The sequence below is a fragment of the Halorubrum sp. Ea1 genome, assembly GCF_002252965.1.
GTDB lineage: Archaea > Halobacteriota > Halobacteria > Halobacteriales > Haloferacaceae > Halorubrum.
Genome location: NZ_NHPG01000042.1, coordinates 1 through 18240, shown reverse-complemented (window position 1 = coordinate 18240; position 18240 = coordinate 1). Strand labels below are relative to the sequence as shown.

The 18240-nt window shown below is 61.6% G+C and carries 17 protein-coding genes and 3 pseudogenes; 12 read left to right on the top strand and 8 right to left on the bottom strand.

Annotated features, from left to right (window positions below; all coding sequences use genetic code 11):
- Positions 1–38: 38 nt before the first annotated feature.
- The gene (locus DJ73_RS19660; RefSeq protein WP_141212561.1) at positions 39–533 is read left to right on the top strand and encodes a hypothetical protein; all 495 of its coding nucleotides are present in this window, start codon (positions 39–41) and stop codon (positions 531–533) included.
- A 156-nt stretch (positions 534–689) separates the two neighbouring features.
- Positions 690–910, top strand: a pseudogene (locus tag DJ73_RS21215) (hypothetical protein); the annotation flags it as partial.
- 398 nt (positions 911–1308) lie between these two features.
- Here the strand turns inward: DJ73_RS21215 and DJ73_RS05760 are convergent.
- The 3 genes and pseudogenes from DJ73_RS05760 to DJ73_RS21260 form a co-directional block, all read right to left on the bottom strand.
- Positions 1309–1947, bottom strand: coding sequence for a bifunctional 4-hydroxy-2-oxoglutarate aldolase/2-dehydro-3-deoxy-phosphogluconate aldolase (locus DJ73_RS05760; RefSeq protein WP_094527062.1), 639 nt, complete (start codon positions 1945–1947; stop codon positions 1309–1311).
- A 59-nt stretch (positions 1948–2006) separates the two neighbouring features.
- Positions 2007–2585 carry an IclR family transcriptional regulator gene (locus DJ73_RS05755; RefSeq protein ID WP_343124815.1) on the bottom strand — a complete coding sequence of 193 codons (579 nt, stop codon included), beginning with the start codon at positions 2583–2585 and terminating at the stop codon, positions 2007–2009.
- A gap of 6 nt (positions 2586–2591) precedes the next feature.
- A pseudogene (locus tag DJ73_RS21260) lies at positions 2592–2753 on the bottom strand (helix-turn-helix domain-containing protein); the annotation flags it as partial.
- A 324-nt stretch (positions 2754–3077) separates the two neighbouring features.
- Between DJ73_RS21260 and DJ73_RS05750 the strand changes: the two are divergent.
- Genes DJ73_RS05750 through DJ73_RS05725 form a run of 6 tightly spaced genes read left to right on the top strand, consistent with a single transcriptional unit; the run spans position 3078 to position 9535 of the window.
- Positions 3078–4430 carry an ABC transporter substrate-binding protein gene (locus DJ73_RS05750; RefSeq protein WP_094557497.1) on the top strand — a complete coding sequence of 451 codons (1353 nt, stop codon included), beginning with the start codon at positions 3078–3080 and terminating at the stop codon, positions 4428–4430.
- Positions 4431–4449: 19 nt separating this feature from the next.
- The gene (locus DJ73_RS05745) at positions 4450–5520 is read left to right on the top strand and encodes a carbohydrate ABC transporter permease (RefSeq protein ID WP_094557496.1); all 1071 of its coding nucleotides are present in this window, start codon (positions 4450–4452) and stop codon (positions 5518–5520) included.
- Complete coding sequence (locus tag DJ73_RS05740; protein ID WP_094527058.1) at positions 5520–6356, top strand: carbohydrate ABC transporter permease; 837 nt, start codon at positions 5520–5522, stop codon at positions 6354–6356. The genes DJ73_RS05745 and DJ73_RS05740 overlap by 1 nt, the downstream gene beginning before the upstream one ends.
- 3 nt (positions 6357–6359) lie before the next feature.
- On the top strand, positions 6360–7481 hold the full coding sequence (locus DJ73_RS05735) for an ABC transporter ATP-binding protein (protein WP_094527057.1): 1122 nt from the start codon (positions 6360–6362) through the stop codon (positions 7479–7481).
- Positions 7482–7491: 10 nt separating this feature from the next.
- Positions 7492–8640: a galactonate dehydratase gene (gene dgoD / locus DJ73_RS05730; protein ID WP_094527056.1), complete on the top strand. Its 1149-nt coding sequence runs from the start codon at positions 7492–7494 to the stop codon at positions 8638–8640.
- A gap of 40 nt (positions 8641–8680) precedes the next feature.
- Positions 8681–9535, top strand: coding sequence for an SDR family NAD(P)-dependent oxidoreductase (locus DJ73_RS05725; protein WP_094527055.1), 855 nt, complete (start codon positions 8681–8683; stop codon positions 9533–9535).
- 42 nt (positions 9536–9577) lie between these two features.
- Here DJ73_RS05725 and bga read toward each other — a convergent pair whose 3' ends face one another.
- A complete protein-coding gene (bga, locus tag DJ73_RS05720) occupies positions 9578–11677 on the bottom strand; it encodes a beta-galactosidase Bga (protein ID WP_094557495.1) in 2100 nt (699 codons plus the stop codon).
- Positions 11678–11769: 92 nt separating this feature from the next.
- Between bga and DJ73_RS05715 the strand changes: the two genes are divergently transcribed.
- Complete coding sequence (locus DJ73_RS05715; protein ID WP_094527053.1) at positions 11770–13788, top strand: glycoside hydrolase family 36 protein; 2019 nt, start codon at positions 11770–11772, stop codon at positions 13786–13788.
- Positions 13789–14114: 326 nt separating this feature from the next.
- Here the strand turns inward: DJ73_RS05715 and DJ73_RS20180 are convergent, their stop codons facing one another.
- Positions 14115–14255 carry a hypothetical protein gene (locus DJ73_RS20180; protein WP_170938288.1) on the bottom strand — a complete coding sequence of 47 codons (141 nt, stop codon included), beginning with the start codon at positions 14253–14255 and terminating at the stop codon, positions 14115–14117.
- 3 nt (positions 14256–14258) lie between these two features.
- Positions 14259–14525 (bottom strand): hypothetical protein, encoded by a 267-nt coding sequence (locus tag DJ73_RS05710; protein ID WP_094524335.1) that lies wholly within the window; start codon positions 14523–14525, stop codon positions 14259–14261.
- 537 nt (positions 14526–15062) lie between these two features.
- Here DJ73_RS05710 and DJ73_RS05705 point away from each other — a divergent pair.
- Positions 15063–15314, top strand: a complete 252-nt coding sequence (locus DJ73_RS05705) for an AbrB/MazE/SpoVT family DNA-binding domain-containing protein (RefSeq protein WP_094557494.1) — start codon at positions 15063–15065, stop codon at positions 15312–15314.
- Complete coding sequence (locus tag DJ73_RS05700; RefSeq protein WP_094557493.1) at positions 15315–15749, top strand: PIN domain-containing protein; 435 nt, start codon at positions 15315–15317, stop codon at positions 15747–15749.
- Positions 15750–15786: 37 nt separating this feature from the next.
- Here the strand turns inward: DJ73_RS05700 and DJ73_RS20865 are convergent.
- Positions 15787–16045, bottom strand: a pseudogene (locus DJ73_RS20865) (transcriptional regulator TrmB); the annotation flags it as partial.
- Between the two features lie 522 nt (positions 16046–16567).
- Between DJ73_RS20865 and DJ73_RS05690 the strand changes: the two are divergent.
- On the top strand, positions 16568–17059 hold the full coding sequence (locus DJ73_RS05690) for a hypothetical protein (protein ID WP_094557492.1): 492 nt from the start codon (positions 16568–16570) through the stop codon (positions 17057–17059).
- A gap of 218 nt (positions 17060–17277) precedes the next feature.
- On the opposite strand, the gene DJ73_RS05685 is transcribed toward DJ73_RS05690, so the two are convergent.
- Positions 17278–17988, bottom strand: coding sequence for a hypothetical protein (locus DJ73_RS05685; RefSeq protein ID WP_141212909.1), 711 nt, complete (start codon positions 17986–17988; stop codon positions 17278–17280).
- Positions 17989–18240: the final 252 nt, after the last annotated feature.

Sequence of the window (18240 nt, the reverse complement as noted above, 5' to 3'; positions counted from 1 at the left end):
TGAATTACGAGTATGAGACAGGGTATCGGAAACACCTCGTGAAACTGCTTGAGAAGTACGACTGGGACGTTTCGACAGAAGTGTGGGATGACAATCGAAATGGCCGGGTTGATATCTTCGCAGAGCACCCGTCTGTCGGATGTATTGGGATCGAGGTCAAACGGACGCCTAAACGACAGGGCGGGCCAATTTCTGAGGGGATCGCACAGCTACTGAACTATCGCTCCTACACCTACGAGGAGTTCGACGTCGACTATTGGGTACTCGCTCCTGGCTTTGATGTCTCAACTGGACCTGGGGGAATGCCGTCAGAAAGAAAAAAACAGGTTCAGATCCAGTTACAGATGATACTTGTCGAACTTAAGATGGGAATGCTCGTCCGGTGGAAAAGATCGATTCTGTTCGGAAAGAGCCCTACACCGAGAATTAATCCACGGCATCCGGAATACTTCGACGAAGCAGATCGGCGAGCGCTTAACGAGACTATTAACGGCCGGAGCTGGGATGCAGGTGAGTACGAAGCAGGAGAGTAGATTCCCACTCACCGAGGTCGATTCCGAAGTATTCCAAGATCATGGCTGCTACAGAGGCCGTAACAAGCGAAAGAACTGTTTCCACAGCAGTTTACCCGACCATCGACCACGAACCATCAAAGAAGAGCGCAATGATGGTCCAGCCCACGAGCCCAAACGACAGTCCTCGAACAAGCCGAGTACGTTGTTGAGCAACACGACCAAGTCGCCCGAACGACTGACAACCAAGCCCACGAGGACCTCCGATACGCCGTCCACGGGGTGCTCGAAGGCGAAGCGGAACACCCCCAGCGGGCTGGACGCAGACTGACGGCGTGACCGTTGGCTACGGGAGCGGCGAGGCGATGTACGACAGCTGGGGCTATGTAAAAGACTGGGGGAGACCTTCCCGTTACGGAGAATCAAGGAGAAAGCCTCGCGCTTCAACGCGGGGATGAATCCGACAGTTCTCTACAGTAACCAGGACTCTCAGAGGCATACACCGAAGTGCTAGAGGCAGGGTTGGATGAATTGGAGAGTTGAATATCCAGCAACAACGTAGTTCGCACATGCTACTGTAGTTGTCGGATTCACCCCACGGCTAAACCCGTGGGCTTTCTCCTTGCCTATCTGTAGGGTCGTGTAGTTAACGGTGGGATCTGTGATGAACGCTATTGCCGAGTGGTTCGATAGAGGTAGTTTAAGTGATGACAATACTTGCGGTGGGTCACCCTTTCTTACCCAACAGATAGTCCGTGACAGCGTCGAATAAGTAGGCTGTGGTGACCAAATCCGGTCAATCCCGAGTTGCCGAGACAGCCTCGACGACCGATTGGGCGTTTGCCGCAACCCGACCGTACGAATCGTCGGCAATTGCATTGTGGTCAACGATTGAACTACCGACACCGACCGCGACTGCACCGGCCTGGATGTAGGCACCCGCGTTCTCCGCACCGACGCCGCCGGTCGGGACGAGGGGGATCTGCGAGAGGGGGCCGCCGATCGCTGCGACGTGATCTGGTCCCCCAGTCTTTGCGGGAAATACCTTCACCGCGTCGGCGCCGCCTTGGTAGGCTTCAAGCACCTCAGTCGGCGTGTAAGCGCCCACCACGATCGGCGTTCCGTAGCTGTTCGCCGTTCGGATGACGTCACGGTTCACCGTCGGCGTCACGAGGAACTCCGCGCCGGCGAGCTGTGCCGCACGCGCTGTCTCCGCGTCGAGCACGGTGCCCGCGCCGACCAGCACGTCCTCGACCCGATCCGATATCAGCTCGATCGATGCCATCGCGTTTGGCGAGTCTACCGTGACCTCAAGCGCCGTCACGCCGCCGTCGACAACGGCATCCGCGACCGCCCCGGCGTCGTCTGTGTCTACGTCCCGGAGGATTGCAATTACTCCGCTGTCCGTGATTCGGTCTAGTCGGTCAGTTTGCATGGTGAGGCCCTCCCTCGGAGGAGTATTAAATCAAACCGTGTCGAGGATGATCGTGCGCGTCACAATAGTTCGAGTTCGATTGTTTTCGCGGCACTGGAAACGAGCCCGGCCGTGTCTTCCTCGAGCCGTTTCCCCTGCATCTCGTCAGACGGCCCGGAGACGGTGACTGCGCCCACAGGATCGCCGTTGACGACGATAGGAGAGGCGACGCACTGCCAGTTCGCGTCGAGCTCGCCGCGATCGAACGCGATTTTTCGGTCCCTGATCGACCGGAGTTCGGAGCGAAGCGTCGCCGGGTCCGTCACGGTCCGGTCAGTCTTTCTATCGAGCCCATAGCGGTTGACGTACTCGTCAACTGCGTCCGCTGACCGGAACGCGAGAATTGCCTTGCCCGCCGCGGCCCCGTGGAGTCGGACGCTCCCCCCTACTGCGATTGGATGGTCGTCATTACCGATCCGGTGTAAGTAAATGGCGTCCGCTTCTTCCGGAACCACGAGGTTCGCGACCGCGTTTGTGTTCTGCGCCAGTTTTCGTATCTCGCTTTGTGCCGCCTGATAGACGGTATTCCGTTCTCTCGTCCCGAACCCGATCCGCAGGAACCGATGGGTGAGCTCGTAGGTCCCCTCGATGTTCTTCACGTAGCCGAGCGTACAGAGCGTCGAGAGGTGGTTGTGAACCGCGCTTTTCGAGACATCCATCGCGTCGGCTAATTCGGTGACTCCGGCGCCGTTACGCTCGTATAGTTCCTCGACGATCTGCAGGGACGTTGCCGTCGCCTGAACGGAGATGGTGTCCGGGTCTCCCATCGTTTCTGAGAGTGGTATGGGAGACAGCGGTATAACACTTGTTTAGTATAGGAGAACACAGTCGTGGATCAGAATATAATATTGGGTATAAAATTTATAAATTAAATATATTATACCCGCAATACTAGGCGGACGCGGCATAAATTTGAAAAAACGTATATAACTGGGCTCTGTTCAGCTTATGAAAACACAAATAATGCGGTTCTGAGCTGTTTTTAGGACAAATGTCCAGTAATTTTATATAGCTGTAGCATGAGGAACGGATAGTCAGGTACGATCATGACTAACAAACCAAACTACGCACAATACGGGCGACGTCGACTCATGAAAGGCGCGGGAATCGCGGGGCTCGCGGGACTCGCAGGGTGCATCGGAACCGGCGATCCCGAAAGTGGAGGGGATGGCAGCGACGGTAGCGACGGCAGCGATGGTAGCGACAGCAGCGATGGTAGTGACGGTAGCGACGAGAGCGACAGCGGCAACGGCATGGCGTCGGAGATCAACGTGTGGGGGTGGGACGTCGCCGCGCGAGCGCTGATGATAACTTCCGAGGAGTACGAGTCCGAGAACGACGCAACGGTTGCCGTCGAGGAGTTCGGTCGGTCCGCGATGAAAGACCGGCTTCAGACGAACCTGCTTTCGGGCTCCGGCGCGCCGGCGGTCTCCATGCTGGAGTCGGTCGACGGTCCCTCGCTCATCGACACGGGCTCCGTCGCACCCCTCTCCGACGAGATTGAGGAAGCGGGTGTCAAAGACGACTTCATCTCCGGGAAGTGGGAGGCGCTCACCGTTGACGGCGACATCTACGCGCTCCCGTGGGACACCGGCCCGACGGCGGTGTACTACCGGCGGTCGGTGTACGACGAACACGATATCGACCCGGACGGCATCGAGACGTGGGCGGACTTCATCGAGGAGGGTCAGAAGCTGCCCGACGAGCAGTACATGCTCAACCTCCCCGAAGGGGACCTCTCCGGCGTCTGGCGGTACCAGTTCCGTCAGCTCTCCGGCGAACCCTTCCTCGAGAGCGGCGAGGTGAACATCCACAACGAGAAGTCGCTCCGCGTGGCTCGCAACATCAAGGAGATTTACGACGCCGACATCGCGGCTAACATTGAGGGGTGGACGTCCGCTTGGTTCAGCGCCTACGGCGACGCGACGATCGCGTCGCTCCCCTCGGCGGCGTGGATGGAGGGGACGCTGCGCGCCGAGCTCCCCGACACCGCGGGCGACTGGGGCGTGTTCAAGATCCCCGCGCTGGAGTCGGGCGGCCCGCGAGCGTCCAACTGGGGCGGCTCCAACCTCATGATAGCCGACCAGGTGTCCGACGACAAGAAGGCTCGCGGCTGGGACTACTTGGAGTTCTCGCTGGCGACCGAGGAGATGCAGCTGGCGATGTACGACGAGTACGGGCTCTTCCCGGCGCTTGAAACCACCTACGAGGACCCGGTCTTCGAGGAGGAGCTCGACTTCTACGACGGACAGCCCGCGCGGGCGCTCTTCGCCGAGGTCGCACAGGAGGCTCCCGGTTACCGGTTCACCGAAGACACCCCCGAGGTGTCGCAGGCCATCGAAACGGAGCTCCAGCGTATGATTAACGGGGAACAGTCGGCCGAAGAGGCCGTGCAGGCGGCCGCGGAGACGGTCGCCGAGAACACCGATCGGAACCTCGCGTAATCCGGGAGGAGTCGATCGCATGGCCACTTCTGACGAAACAGAGGATCGCGTCGGGCAGGCATATCGCCGCCGTCTTCGCGGTGCAGTCGGGAGAGCGACGCGACGGTCGAGGCGAGCGGCGCGACCGCTCTGGGACCGGTTCCGCTTCGCCAGACAGGACCTGACGGCGGCGACGCCGACGCTGCCGCGAGTCGCGTACATATTCATCGCGCCGTTCTTCCTGTTGTTCAGTGCGTTCCTGGCGTTCCCGGTGTTTTACACGCTGTACCTCTCGTTTTTCGAGTACCGAGGAGTCGGACAGGGGTCGCTGTTCTGGATCGACCTCGGCCCGTTGTACCTCGAGATCCCGCAGATCGCACAGCTGGAGTTCATCGGGCTCGGGAACTATGCCCGCCTGCTCAGCAACGAGCTGTTCTGGCAGTCGATGTTCAACACGTCGTACATCTTGGTGATACAAGTCCCGCTGATGATCGGGCTAGCGCTCGCCCTCGCGCTCGCGCTGAACGCGTCGTTTCTGCGGCTTAAAGGAGTGTTCCGCACAGCGATCGCGTTACCCGTCTCGGCGAACCTCGTGGCGTACTCAACGGTGTTCCTGCTGCTTTTCAACGAACAGCTGGGATTCCTCAACTACGCCCTCGCCGGCGTCGGACTCGGCCCCGTCCCGTGGCTGACCGACGCGTTCTGGGCGCGGAACACGATCATCGCGGCGGTGACGTGGCGGTGGACCGGATACAACATGATCATCCTGCTGGCCGGGCTTCAGACGATCCCGCAGCAGCTGTACGAGGCCGCCGAGATCGACGGTGCGAACCGGTGGGAGAAGTTCCGATACGTCACGCTCCCGCAACTCAAACCGGTGTTCCTGTTCGTCATCGTCCTCTCAACGATCGGGACGTTCAAGCTGTTCGCCGAGCCGTACGTGATCACCGGCGGCGGTCCGACCAACTCGACTATCACTATCGTGCAATACATTTACCGACAGGCGTTCGTTAACTTCAACCTGGGCTACGCGAGCGCGCTCACGGTCGTGTTCGTCGTGATCGTCAGCGTGTTCTCTGTCGTCCAGATCAAGATCGGGGGTGAGGACTGATGCGCGAACAGCGCCGGAAGGACGCGGTCTGGCAGTTCCTCACGTACGCCTTCGTCGTCACAATGGTCGTGGTGATGATGGTCCCTCTGTACTGGATGCTGGTGGCGGCGACGCTCCCGCAGGAGCAGTTCCTGCAGTTTCCGCCGCGGCTGGTACCCGGGACGGCGTTCCTCGACAACTTCGCGGCCCTGCAGGAGCGGCTCGACTTCGTCCGGACGATCCGGAACAGCGTCCTCATCGCGGTGATCTACACGCTGCTCTCGCTGGTGTTGTGCTCGATGGCCGGCTTCGCGTTCGCAAAGTACGAGTTCAAGTTCAAGGAGCCGATCTTCTACGCGATCTTAGCGACGCTCGTGTTGCCGATCCAGCTCCTCGTCATCCCGCTGTTCCTGCTGATGGCACAGCTGGACTGGACGAACACGTTCCGAGCGATAATCCTCCCGTGGGCGGCGAACCCCATCGGAATCTTCCTCATGCGGCAAAACATGAAATCGATCCCGGACGCGTTGCTGGAGTCCGCCCGGATGGACGGGGCGACGGAGATCCAGATATTCTACCGGATCGCGCTCCCGACGATGCGGTCGTCGCTGGCCGCGCTGGCGATCATCCTGTTCCTGTTCCAATGGGACTTGTTCTTGTATCCACTCGTGATCCTCGAGAGCGCGGACATGTACACGATCCCGATCGGGTTGGCACAGCTGACCGGCTTCCAGCGTATCTACTACGATCAGATCATGGTGGCGGCGACGCTCGCTATCGTCCCGATGGTCGTGTTGTTCTTACTGCTGCAGAAACAGTTCGTTAGCGGCATCCTCGCGGGGTCGCTCAAGGAGTAACCAATGTCAGGAATCAACATCTCTGAGCTCGATAAAGTGTACGACTCCGGAACTGAGAACGTGGTCGCGGTGAAGGACCTCTCCGTCGAGATCGACCACGGCGAGTTCCTCGTCTTGGTCGGGCCGTCCGGCTGCGGGAAGTCGACGACGCTCCGCTGTCTCGCGGGCCTTGAGGACGTGACGGACGGCTCGATACGGTTCGGCGACGTAGACGTCACGGACCGCCGGGCCAGCGAACGTGACGTGGCCATGGTGTTCCAGAATTACGCGCTGTACCCGCACATGACCGTCCGGGGCAACATCGGCTTCGGGCTGAAGCTCTCGACGAAGCTGACCGGTGACGAGATCGAACAGAAGGTCGAGAACGTCGCCGAGATGCTCGGTATCAGCGAACTGCTCAACGAGAAGCCGAAGTCGCTCTCCGGTGGGCAACAGCAGCGCGTGGCACTCGGACGGGCGATCGTTCGGGAGCCATCTGTGTTCCTGATGGACGAGCCGCTCAGTAACCTCGACGCGAAGCTCCGGTCGGACATGCGGACCGAACTGCAGGAGCTCCAAGCCGATCTCGACGTCACGACGGTGTACGTCACGCACGACCAGACGGAGGCGATGGCCATGGGCGACCGGATCGCCGTGATGGACGGCGGCGTGCTCCAACAGGTCGGCGCGCCTGAGGACGTGTACCGCTCGCCCGTGAATCAGTTCGTCGCGGACTTCATCGGCTCGCCGAGTATCAACCTCTTTATCGCCGACGTCGACGGCGCGACCCTTCGGGGCCCCGGCGGGTTCACGTACGAGCTCGCCAACCCCGAACCGGTCGCGGGGCACGACCGCGTCAGCGTCGGCGTCCGACCTGAGGACATCACCGTCGTCGAGGCGGGGCAGAACACCGCCGACGTGACGGTCGTCGAGCCGATGGGGAACGAGAACTTCCTCTACATGGAGATGGCCGGCCACGAACTCACCGCCCGCGTCGCACCGGCGGTCCGGCCGACGGAGGGCACGCACGTCCCGTTCGACTTCAAGGAAGCGGCGCTCTACCTGTTCAACGCCGAGACCGGCGACGCGCTTAAGACCAAGACGGACACCGTCGACTCAGCAGTCGTCGGGACAACTGAAGACTGACTAACCTACCATGTACATCACCGACTACGAGCTGTTCGAAGTACCGCCCCGCTGGTTATTCCTGAAGCTGACGACGAGCGATGGCACCGTCGGCTGGGGAGAGCCGATCGTGGAGGGGCGGTCTCACACGGTCGTCGCCGCGGTCGAGGAGCTGCTCGACAACTACCTACTCGGCGAGGATCCGACACGGATCGAAGATCACTGGCAGGCGATGTACCGTGGCGGATTCTATCGCGGCGGCCCCGTGCTGATGAGCGCGATCGCCGGCGTCGACCAGGCGTTATGGGACCTCAAAGGGAAACAGTTCGGCGCGCCCGTCCACGAGCTGCTCGGCGGTCGCGCACGGAACCGGATCCGCGTGTATCAGTGGATCGGCGGGGACCGACCGGCTGATGTCGGTGACGCCGCTCAAGAGAAGGTCGATGCAGGATTCACGGCGCTAAAAATGAACGCGACCGCGGAGCTACGGCCTATCGATACCCCAGCCACCGTGGACGACGCGGTCGACCGGATCGCGGCTGTTCGGGAGTCGGTCGGCGACGAGGTCGACATCGGAGTCGATTTCCACGGGCGTGTGTCGAAACCGATGGTTCGGCGGCTTGCGGCCGCGCTTGAGCCGTACGACCCGATGTTTATTGAGGAACCGGTGTTACCTGAGCACAACGATGCGCTCTCGGGTATCCGGCAGTCGACGACGATCCCGATCGCAACCGGCGAGCGAATGTACTCGCGGTGGGATTTCAAAGAGGTGTTCGAGACGGACGCCGTGGACCTGATCCAGCCGGATGTCTCGCACGCGGGCGGGATCACGGAAATGAAGAAGATCGCGTCCATGGCCGAGGCGTACGACGTGTCGATCGCGCCCCACTGTCCGCTCGGACCGATCGCACTCGCGTCTTGCATTCAGGTTGACGCGTGCACGCCGAATGCGCTGATCCAAGAGCAGTCGCTCGACATTCATTATAATGAAACGAGCGACGTGTTGGACTATCTCGCCGATCCGACGGTGTTCGAGTACCGCGACGGCTTCGTCGACATCCCCGAGGGAGACGGCCTCGGGATCGAGATCGACGAGGAGTACGTCCGCGAACAGCGCGGCGACGTCGATTGGCACAACCCCGTTTGGCGGCACGACGACGGCTCCGTCGCGGAGTGGTGAGCCGGATGAGAACTCGAACGCGCCGACACGGAGGCGAACTATGACACGCCGACACGAGTCCCCGACCGAGCACGCGGTGTCCGGCCGGTTCGCCGGCGAGACCGCGATCGTCACCGGGTCGACGCGCGGGATCGGCGCCGGAATCGCGGAACGGCTCGCCGACGAGGGGGCGAACGTCGTCGTCAGCGGTCGCACCGTCGAGGCCGGCGAGGCCGTCGTCGACCGGATCGCGGATCGGACCGCGGACGAGTCGACCGACGGCTCGCGGACCGGCGACGCGACCTTCGTCCGCGCTGACATGCGCGACCCGGACGACGTGGCGGCGCTGGCGGAGGCGGCCGCCGAGCGGTACGGGTCCGTCGACGTGCTCGTGAACAACGCTGGCGTGCAGACGGAGACGGCCGCCGACGAGGCGACGCTCGACGACTGGGAGTTCGTCGTGGAGACGGACTTCCGAGCGTACTGGCTCGCCGCACGAGCAGCCCTCGCGCACATGGACCGCGGGGCAATCGTGAACGTCTCGTCGAACCACGCGTACGCGACGATGCCCGCTCACTTCCCGTACAACGCGGTGAAGGCGGGCATCAACGGCATGACGCGGTCGCTGGCCGTGGACTTCGGTCCACGCGTCCGGGTGAACACGGTCGTTCCCGGCTGGGTGGAGATCGAGCGAACCCGCGAGGAGCTCCCGGAGGGGCGGTTCGAGGAGGTCGAGTCGATCCATCCGACCGGTCGGATCGGCACACCGGCCGATGTCGCCGGGGCCGTCTCGTTCCTCGCGAGCGAGGACGCCGCGTTCATTACGGGGGCCGCCCTGCTCGTGGACGGCGGACGCGGCGCAGTGATGCAGGACGACACGCTCCCGAACTACCGGACACGGGAACGGTCGAAATAACCGACGGCCACAACCACTAGGGCTTCTGACGGACGTGCTCAACTACGGCTTAGCGACCTGTAGTCCATCGACACGGTCTCCCTCGATGACGGCGACTCCGTACGGTCCCACAAAGCTGCCGTCTGCTGATGAGTCGCCGTCGAGTGCCACGTCGACGTTGTCCCGGTTGGTGTCGTCCACTACGAGCGAGTCTGGATCGATTCCCGGCAACTGAAGCCGATCGCTCGTGAAGTTCGTCACCCACGTATAGCCGCCGCGGGACCCGACTCGGACGCCGTCTGGAAGCTGATCGGCGCGTCGGACATCCGCGCGTTCGAGCAAGTCTGACGCGAGCGTATCTGCCAAGTCAGCCCCGGGCCAGACCCCGCAGTAGGTGACCTGGCCGTCACCGACCACATTGGTGACGACTGCCGGCCGACCGTTCGCCGGACCATCGACGTCGTACACATACATGGGTTCAGCAGCGTTGGGAACGAGCCATTCGGCCCAGGTCCGAAACTGAACGGCCTGAATCACGTCTTCATCGACACCGCTGTCAGTGGGGCTGTCGACTCGCTGGACCGCGGTTTGGAGGCGTCGCGGCAGCGACTCGTGCTGGTCGATGTCCGCACCGACGAGATCAGCTAGCGGGCCGGGTTGGGGTGCCGGCCGGAGCTTGTTTTCCGCGTCCTTCACGCCGGTTCGGGGCCCGAAGAGGAGCTCCCCACCGTCGGCGACGTAGTCGCTCAGCTTGTCGGCGAGACCTTCGGTAACGAGGTGGAGTGCGGGCGCGACGACGGCCGCGTACCCGGAGAGGTCAGCACTCGGTGGGATCACGTCGACCTGTACGCCGTAACTGCGCACGGCGCCGTAGAAGGCCTCTTGGAGCGCCCAGTAATCGAAATCCGGCGCGTGCGGCTGAGTGTCAAGCGCCCAGAGCGAGTCGTAGTCGAAGATAGTCGCTACCGGAGCGTCCACGTGAGAAACACCGTCGAGTGCGGTGAACTCCTCGGCCGTTCGCATAGCGTCACCGTACCCACGGTCAGGCGAGCCGTCCGCCTTCCGGAGTCCGGCATGGTACTGTTCTTGGCCTTCGAGACAACGCCGCCACCTGAAGTAGAGGACAGCACCGGCCCCGTGGGCGGTGGCGTGGTGAGCCCACAGCCGCATCGCGCCCTCACCCGGCTGCGGACAGTGTGGTGGCCAGTTCACATCGCCCGGCTGCTGTTCCATCACCCAGAACGGCCGGTCTAGCGCGCTCCGGTAGAGGTCGTGGTCCATCCCGACTTGGTCAGGGTCGCCGGCCCGCAACTGGTCCGGTGACGCCTCCGCGTCGTAGCGGTCCTGGACGAACCCCGTCGGGTATGAATCCCACGCGACTCGGTCGAGATCAGCACTCACGTCATACGCGTTCAGCGTCGGGAATCGTCCCATGAAGTTGTGGGTGACGAACCAGTCGGGGTCGGCCTCGCGTATCAAGTCGGCATGGACGCGATTGTACTCGACGACCGAATCGCTGGCGAAGCGTGCGTACGCCAGCAAACGCGAGGGGTGATGTTCGGCAGGGGTCGGGCCCGGCGGATCGACCTCCTCGAAGGCTCCGTACTGTTGGCTCCAGAACGTGTTCCCCCACGCCTCATTGAGCCGGTCGATGTCACCGTACCGGTCCGCGAGCCAAGTCCGGAACGCGTCGGCGCAGTCGTCGCAGTAACACCGGACAGTCCTATGACAGCCGAACTCGTTGTCCGTCTGCCAGCCAGCGACGTGCGGCGAGTCGGCGTATCGCTCGGTGATTTGCTTGACGATCCGGGTCGTCTCCTCGTGGTACGCGTCGGAGTTGAAACAGTAGTGTCGGCGGCTGCCGTGTTCGCGGACGGTCCCGTCGGCATCTTCTTGTCGGATCGACGGTCGCTCGTCGACCAGCCACTTCGGTGGCGTCGCCGTCGGCGTGCACAACACCGCCTGCATCCCGTGGTCGCCGATGAGTTCGACAGCTTCGTCGAGCCACTCGAAGTTGAACGTGCCACGCTCGGGCTCGAGGGTTCCCCACGAGAACTCCGCCATTCGCACGTACTCGAGGCCGGCGTCTGCCATTGCAGCGACGTCGCGTTCCCACTCCTCGCTCGGCCAGTGTTCGGGAAAGTAACAAACTCCGATACGCATAGCGCATCCACTCAACCGCGCCACCTAAGCGTTCGGATAGGTGGGTATGAGAAGACGGTGTGATATTTATATGGGCGAAAGGACCGTGTGGTATGAAGAAACGCAGGGCGGACGCCACCGCAGTCACGTACGACCCGACCAGCCACGAGGTCACGATCGCGGATGACGCCGGGAATTTACTCGTCGGGGCCCTTGACGCGGCCGCAGTCGATGGCGATAATGAGCGAATGCAGGTCGCGGACGTGTCACTCTCGACCGAAGCAGGCGGCGTCGAAGCGATTTGCACCGTCGAGAACGCTAGCAACGAGCCGGTCCGGGCGGGCGACATTACTTTTAGGTTCGAGACCGCATTCAGCGCGGACGCGCGCGTCTACCGGCACGGGTACCAGTCGTGGTCGTCGACGGGTACGCTCCCGGTTGGGGAGCGCTTCCCCACGGAGAGCCCAGACAACGCCCCGATGATGAACGACCTCGCAGCGTCGACTGACGACCGGACCAGCAGTTACCTGACCGGACTCGTCGAGGACGACCGATACGTCACGGCGGGGTTTCTCGAGCACGATCGCTACTGTACCCGGTTTGAGATCGACGACGACGACAGTGGCGTCGCAACACTCCGCGCGGTGTGCCCGCTCGAAGGGACACGCCTAGCGCCCGGCGAACAGTTGGCCCTCCCGCCGCTGTGGGTCGACGCTGATCGTGAGCTTCGGGAAGGGCTCGCTGCGTTGGCTGACTGCGTCGGCGAGCGGATGAACGCTCGCGTGCCTGAAACTTCACCGACCGGCTGGTGCTCGTGGTATCACTATTTTACCGACGTCACCGAAGCGGACGTACGAGAGAACCTCGCCGAACTCCGCGAGTGGGGGATCCCAGTCGACGTCGTCCAAATCGACGACGGGTACATGGAGGCGTTCGGCGACTGGCGATCGATCGCCGACGGGTTCGAGGATATGAGCGACGTTGCGGACGACATCTCAACCACCGGGTACCGACCGGGGCTGTGGCTCGCGCCCTTTTACGTGGAGGCCGGTGCCGACTTGCACGCCGACCACCCGGAGTGGTTCATTACGGAGCCGACCGACGCGGCTGCTGATGGGCCGGGAACACCCGTCGACGGCGGCTTCCGCGCCGGGTCGTCGCTGTACGGGCTTGACACGACGCACCCGGAAGTTGTCGACTGGCTTCGAGAGACCGTGTCGACGGTCGTCGACGACTGGGGGTTCACGTATCTGAAGCTTGATTTCCTCTTCGCAGCGGCGCTACCCGGTGAGCGATACGACGCTGAGGCGACCCGGATGGAGGCGTACCGTCGAGGGATCGAGACGATCGCCGAGGTGGCCGGTGACGACGTATTTCTCCTCGGGTCCGGCGCGCCGATGGCCCCAAGCGTCGGACTCTTCGACGCAATGCGGATCGGCCCGGACACCGATCCGACCTGGGAAACACCAGGGGAATCGGGGAGCCAACCGGCATTAAAAAACGCCGTCCGCAATACGCTCACGCGGAACTACTTGCACCGGCGCTGGTGGCTCAACGACCCCGACTGCCAGCTCGTTCGGGACACGAGCGACCTCACCGGAGCCGAGCGCGAGGCGTTCGCAGCGCTCGTCGCCACGACTGGTGGTGTAAACGTGTTCTCGGACCGGCTCGCGGAGATCGCTCCGGCCAGTCGACGGCTACTAGAACGGTCTATCCCGCCCGCGAGCGACGCCGAGGTCGCGGGGCTCGACGCAGAGCGGTTCCCGTCACGTGTCATCTGCGACCGACCGGGCGACGAGACCACGACTGTCGCACTGTTTAATTGGTCAGACGAACCGTCGACGGTCCGATTCGACGCATACGAACACTTAGAGAGAGGCTCGGGAGCCGACCCAATCGTGTGGGACGGCCTGTCGGGCACGCTCGTTGACGGCCCGGTCATCGAGCGGAAACTACCGCCGCACGGCGCGGCGGTGTTTGCCGCCGTCCCCGCCGACACCGGCGACTTACTCGGCGACGCCGCAACACTCACGGGCGGATCAGATCGCACAACAACGGCGACGCTTCGAGACGGAACGCTCGAAGCAGCCGTCGACGGAGAGAGCGTCACGTTCGTGCTCAACCGTGAATGACTGGTTCACGGCCGCCGTTCGTGAACTCCGGCAAGAGGTCCTCGACGTTCCCCACGCCTACGTGAACTGCTAGCAAGCGCAGGCTCGCGGCTCCCGAAATCTGTTCCGTGGCGGGCCTCTAGACGACGGGCCGCCACGTCGACCTGTTTGCTGACCGGAAAGAGGCGTGCCCGCCGAGTAAGGCTGGCCTTCGCTCGAAGAGTGCCTCGACAGCTACAACCTCCCGGTCCCGAGACCGTATCCTGGCCGTCCAGAAATGATCGGAGTTCCCACAGGGCATCATAGAGCCCCTCCTCTGACGGTGGTAACGGATCGGGTCTACCCGCTCATCCGTAGCGGTCGCCGGCGGCGTCATCGACGAACAGCGTCGGGTGATTCTCTTCGTGAACCTCGTGAGCGATGCCGTCGGGTGTGAGCGTCCATCGGGCGAGGTGACCGTCTCCGAGAGACTCCGGCGTGCGCGTCACGGGTTATGTGTCGGTGAGTGAGTCGACTCGTAACTCGGGTTCGGCGATCCGGCGTTCCTGTTCAAGCGCGATCGCCATCCACACCGGCGCCAGCGGGTCGGAGTGGTTGAGGTGACCGGCGGCGTCGGCGCGATCGCGAGCGTACATGAACAGGTGGTCGAACCGGAATTGATCCTCGCCCCGGAGCGCTCGTCGCGCTCGTCGGAACGCGCTCCACTCGTTTTCGACCGCTCCCAACCGATCTCGGTACGTCGGATTGGTCCGTCCCATTACGGAGAATCAAGGAGAAAGCCTCGCGTTTCAGCGCGGGGATGAATCCGACAGTTCTCTACAGTAACCAGGAGCTTCTGGTCGGGTGTTTTAACTGAGTGATTGTCATACTGCTAGGTAGCCGAGGCGGTCTACCCGCCCACCTAATCGGACAATATCGGGATTGCCCGAATCCACACAGAAAGCACCCTTTCTGTTGTGGATTTCGGGATGCAGTAAGAAGTACCTCTGAATCCCAAGTCGGGATAGGAGTAACGGCTGATTGACACAGCCAGTAGCCGTCACCGGGACAGCTACAAACCGTAAACACCCCAACCCAGCGGTACGGTGCCGTGGGAACCTTCGCCCTTCAGGGCGGAGAGGATGTCAACGAAAGTGTGTACCCGCTTCCGGGTGCCCTTTCCGGCCGACGACCAGACGGCCGGCTCCCAACAACTCCAAGGTAGCTCACCATCCTCTTCGTCGGAACCGCTCTCCTGTCACTGAGTAGTGTGGCGGCACACTAGGCTTTTCACGGTCAGTCACATACCGGGAAGTATGAGCAGCGACAGAATTGACGCCGAAAGCAAGGTGTCTGGAAACCAAGCGAATATTCCCGCCCGGATTCGGCGGGAACTCGGTATCGACGATGGTGATCAACTCCGTTGGCATCTCGAAGACGACGGGAGCATTCGGGTCCACGTTGTCCGACAGCAAACAGGCACGTTCGCCGACTTTGACGGCTACGATGGTGAGGAGCCGACCGATGTGACGAGCGATCACGACGTCTGGGGCGTCGACGTCGAGTAAATGCCGCGAGCACTCATCGATACGACAGTCCTCTTTGCCGCCGCATACCGGCAGGATGGATCCCACGATGCCGCGCTTCCCGTGCTCCAAGGAATCGACAATGGAACGCTCCCTGAGGCAGTCGTCCTCGACTACGTACTCGCTGAAACGCTCAACGGCCTCACGACCCACGCCGGCCACGACGCAGCCGTGGATCTCCTCGATCGCATCGAAGAAAACGCCCGTTTCCACATCGACTCACTCACCACTGACGCCCTCGCGACGGGGAAGGCTCTCTTCCGCCAACACGAACCGCTTTCGTTCGTCGATGCCTGCATTGTCGCGTATATGCAAACCGAGGGGCTCGGCTACCTGTATGCGTTTGACGACGATTTTGACGCTGTCGAGGATGTTTACCGACTCGATACAGCGACGAATCCCTACGACTTAAACTGACGCTGGCAGACGGCACGGCTGGTAACGATGTCCGATCTCAGGGTAGTTGCCCCTCGTAGTCAGCCGCCAGCTCCCGGAACTCGTCCCCACTCCGGGAGCCGAAAGTCGTCGACCTCGCCGTGCGTCTCGAGGTAGCGGAGCGAGGCGTCGATTTCGTCTTCGAGGCCATACGTCGCCGCCTACTCCCGGAGATTTTTCTCGTCAACGTCGACGTCGCTGAGCAGGAGGAGACAGTACGAGCGGTGGCGGCTACCGTCATTGATTAACAGCGTGTGACAGCAGAGCTCTGCCGGGGACTTCTACGGATTCAACAGATCAGACCATTCCGAGGCTGTCCGCGATCGCTATGGCCATTAGCACCACAGTATAAGAGATCACCTCAATTATCGAAGCGACACATTAACCAACAACAAATTCAAGCCATCGCTTTGTTGGTTAAATTGCTAGCGACGAACAGATCGAGCTCACCGCCGAGGAGGTCGCGGAGATTGCCCGGCGAACCGAGATATCGGGGCTGGAAACGAGGGGATCGCCCTCCAAGCGGCGCTCGGCCGTATCTCAAAGGGGGCGCGTGAGTTCACCTACGAGGACATTCGCAACGAGATCATCATCCCACCGGGCGGGGTCGGCGCGTTCGCGGCTGATAGCGAGGAGCCAGTCGAGGACGAGTCGGTCAACGAGGAGGCAACCGAGAAAGAAGCACTCGGGGAGGCACGTACAGAGGAGCCAGCCGAGGAGCCGCCCGAGAAGACGGCCACACAGACAGACGCCACAGAAGCGAGCCACAGGCCGGGGACGTGGCCACAGATAGCAGTCGTGTGACCCCCAAACAGATAGCCACAGACGGTCGGATCGACCTCTCCGTGGGGGCGATCGAAGCCTTCGCTGACGGCGACTACCGCCCGACCGATCAAGAGGAAGTAGACCTACAGGCCGTGGTTCGTAGCCTCTCCGATGGTGGCCGGCGCGAGATACAGACCGTCGACGATGCGAGAAACGCGATCAGGCACTCACCCGAGAACGAGAAACCAGAGCCGAAAGACGAGGCGCCCGTCACCAGCGCGAGTAGCGACCAGAGTGCCAGCGCGGAGAACGGCGAGCCCGCAGCGATCGGTTACGAGCAGGTAGACGACGACCTTGAGGACTCTTGGTCAGGGATCGTCGACGCCGAAGTCGAGTCTGGAAACCACCCCGACGACGTCGAGTCTGACAACGAGATCGACTCCGTGTTCATGGACCGGTACGGGAGTGAGAGTGCCGGGGAGTCCTACCAGCAAAGAGGAGATGAACAGCGCAAAAGCTCAGACTGAGTCAGTCGGGAAGTCCCCGTAGACCGCAGGGGTCTACTCTCAATCACCGTCGGGAAACGTTGCTTCAAGCGGGCTTGGAGGAGGCCTTTTCGGAGACATAATTTCGGCCATAAATCAAAGTAAACAGTAAGCGAGATACGGCGGTAGATCCACGGTGAGATCGAAAACAATTCCGACGAGCCATCAAGCCGATGTACGCAGTCTACTCAGGGGAGAACCTACGCGTGTTCCTCGCTCTCTACAGGTGGGTCAAGTTGCTCGGAGTCGGCCTCATCGATCGACTCGGTGAGATGGTTGTACGCCGAAACACGGAGCTCTCTGAGCGCCTGTTCGTCATCAATATCTGCGGCCGCCACCGCATCCATGTCGATCCCAAGTACCTCGGTCAACACGAAATTCTGTTGTGGGAACGCCCGGGCGATCGCTTCGAGCTTGGCCCCCAGATTACCCCCGATCGCGCCCGTCCGATTTTGCTTAATCGTCTCCATATCCTCAGACAAATTTTCAACCGTTTCGCGTAGTTCAGAAACCTCCGTCCGAAGTTCCTCGATCTCCGCCGACGAAGCCGCACCCGAACCGCCCTCACGACCGTCGCCCGACGAGCGCGATTCCTTGATCTCAGCGACTACCCGATGGCCTTTGTCAGTCAGTTCTACCGACCGTGGACCAAACCCCTTGCCCTCTACTCGGGGACCATGTGAGCGGATCAAATTCAGACTATCCTCGGCAAGCCCACGACTGTCGTCACCCTCCCGAGCGCGGTAGTCGATCTGATTTTTCGAGAGGCCCGACACCTGTTTGAGCACCGTGACGTTCGCGACTGTCTCCCCCGGATCAGTATTATCATATTCCGTAGAGTTTTCTTCGATTTGTTTGACAGTCAACAGAAACTCTACGTCGTCCTCTTTCAGACCGTAGTCAGTAATCACACTCATATTGAGTTGGGGACTCGTTGTGAACCACAATTCGCCCCACCCGCTTAACTGTTTAGGGGGATGAATTATGCCACCTGAATCAGGGTCTAAAGTTCACGGTGTGTGAAATCATGCCCTGAATAAGCCCCTAATCTGCAACCCCCCGTGAAGAAAATCCGGAATTAGACCCCCTGATTAGCCCCCTGAATTTCAGGGGGTGTAATTCCACCACCATATTAGAGGGGTGAACGTACCCCACCCTGAGAG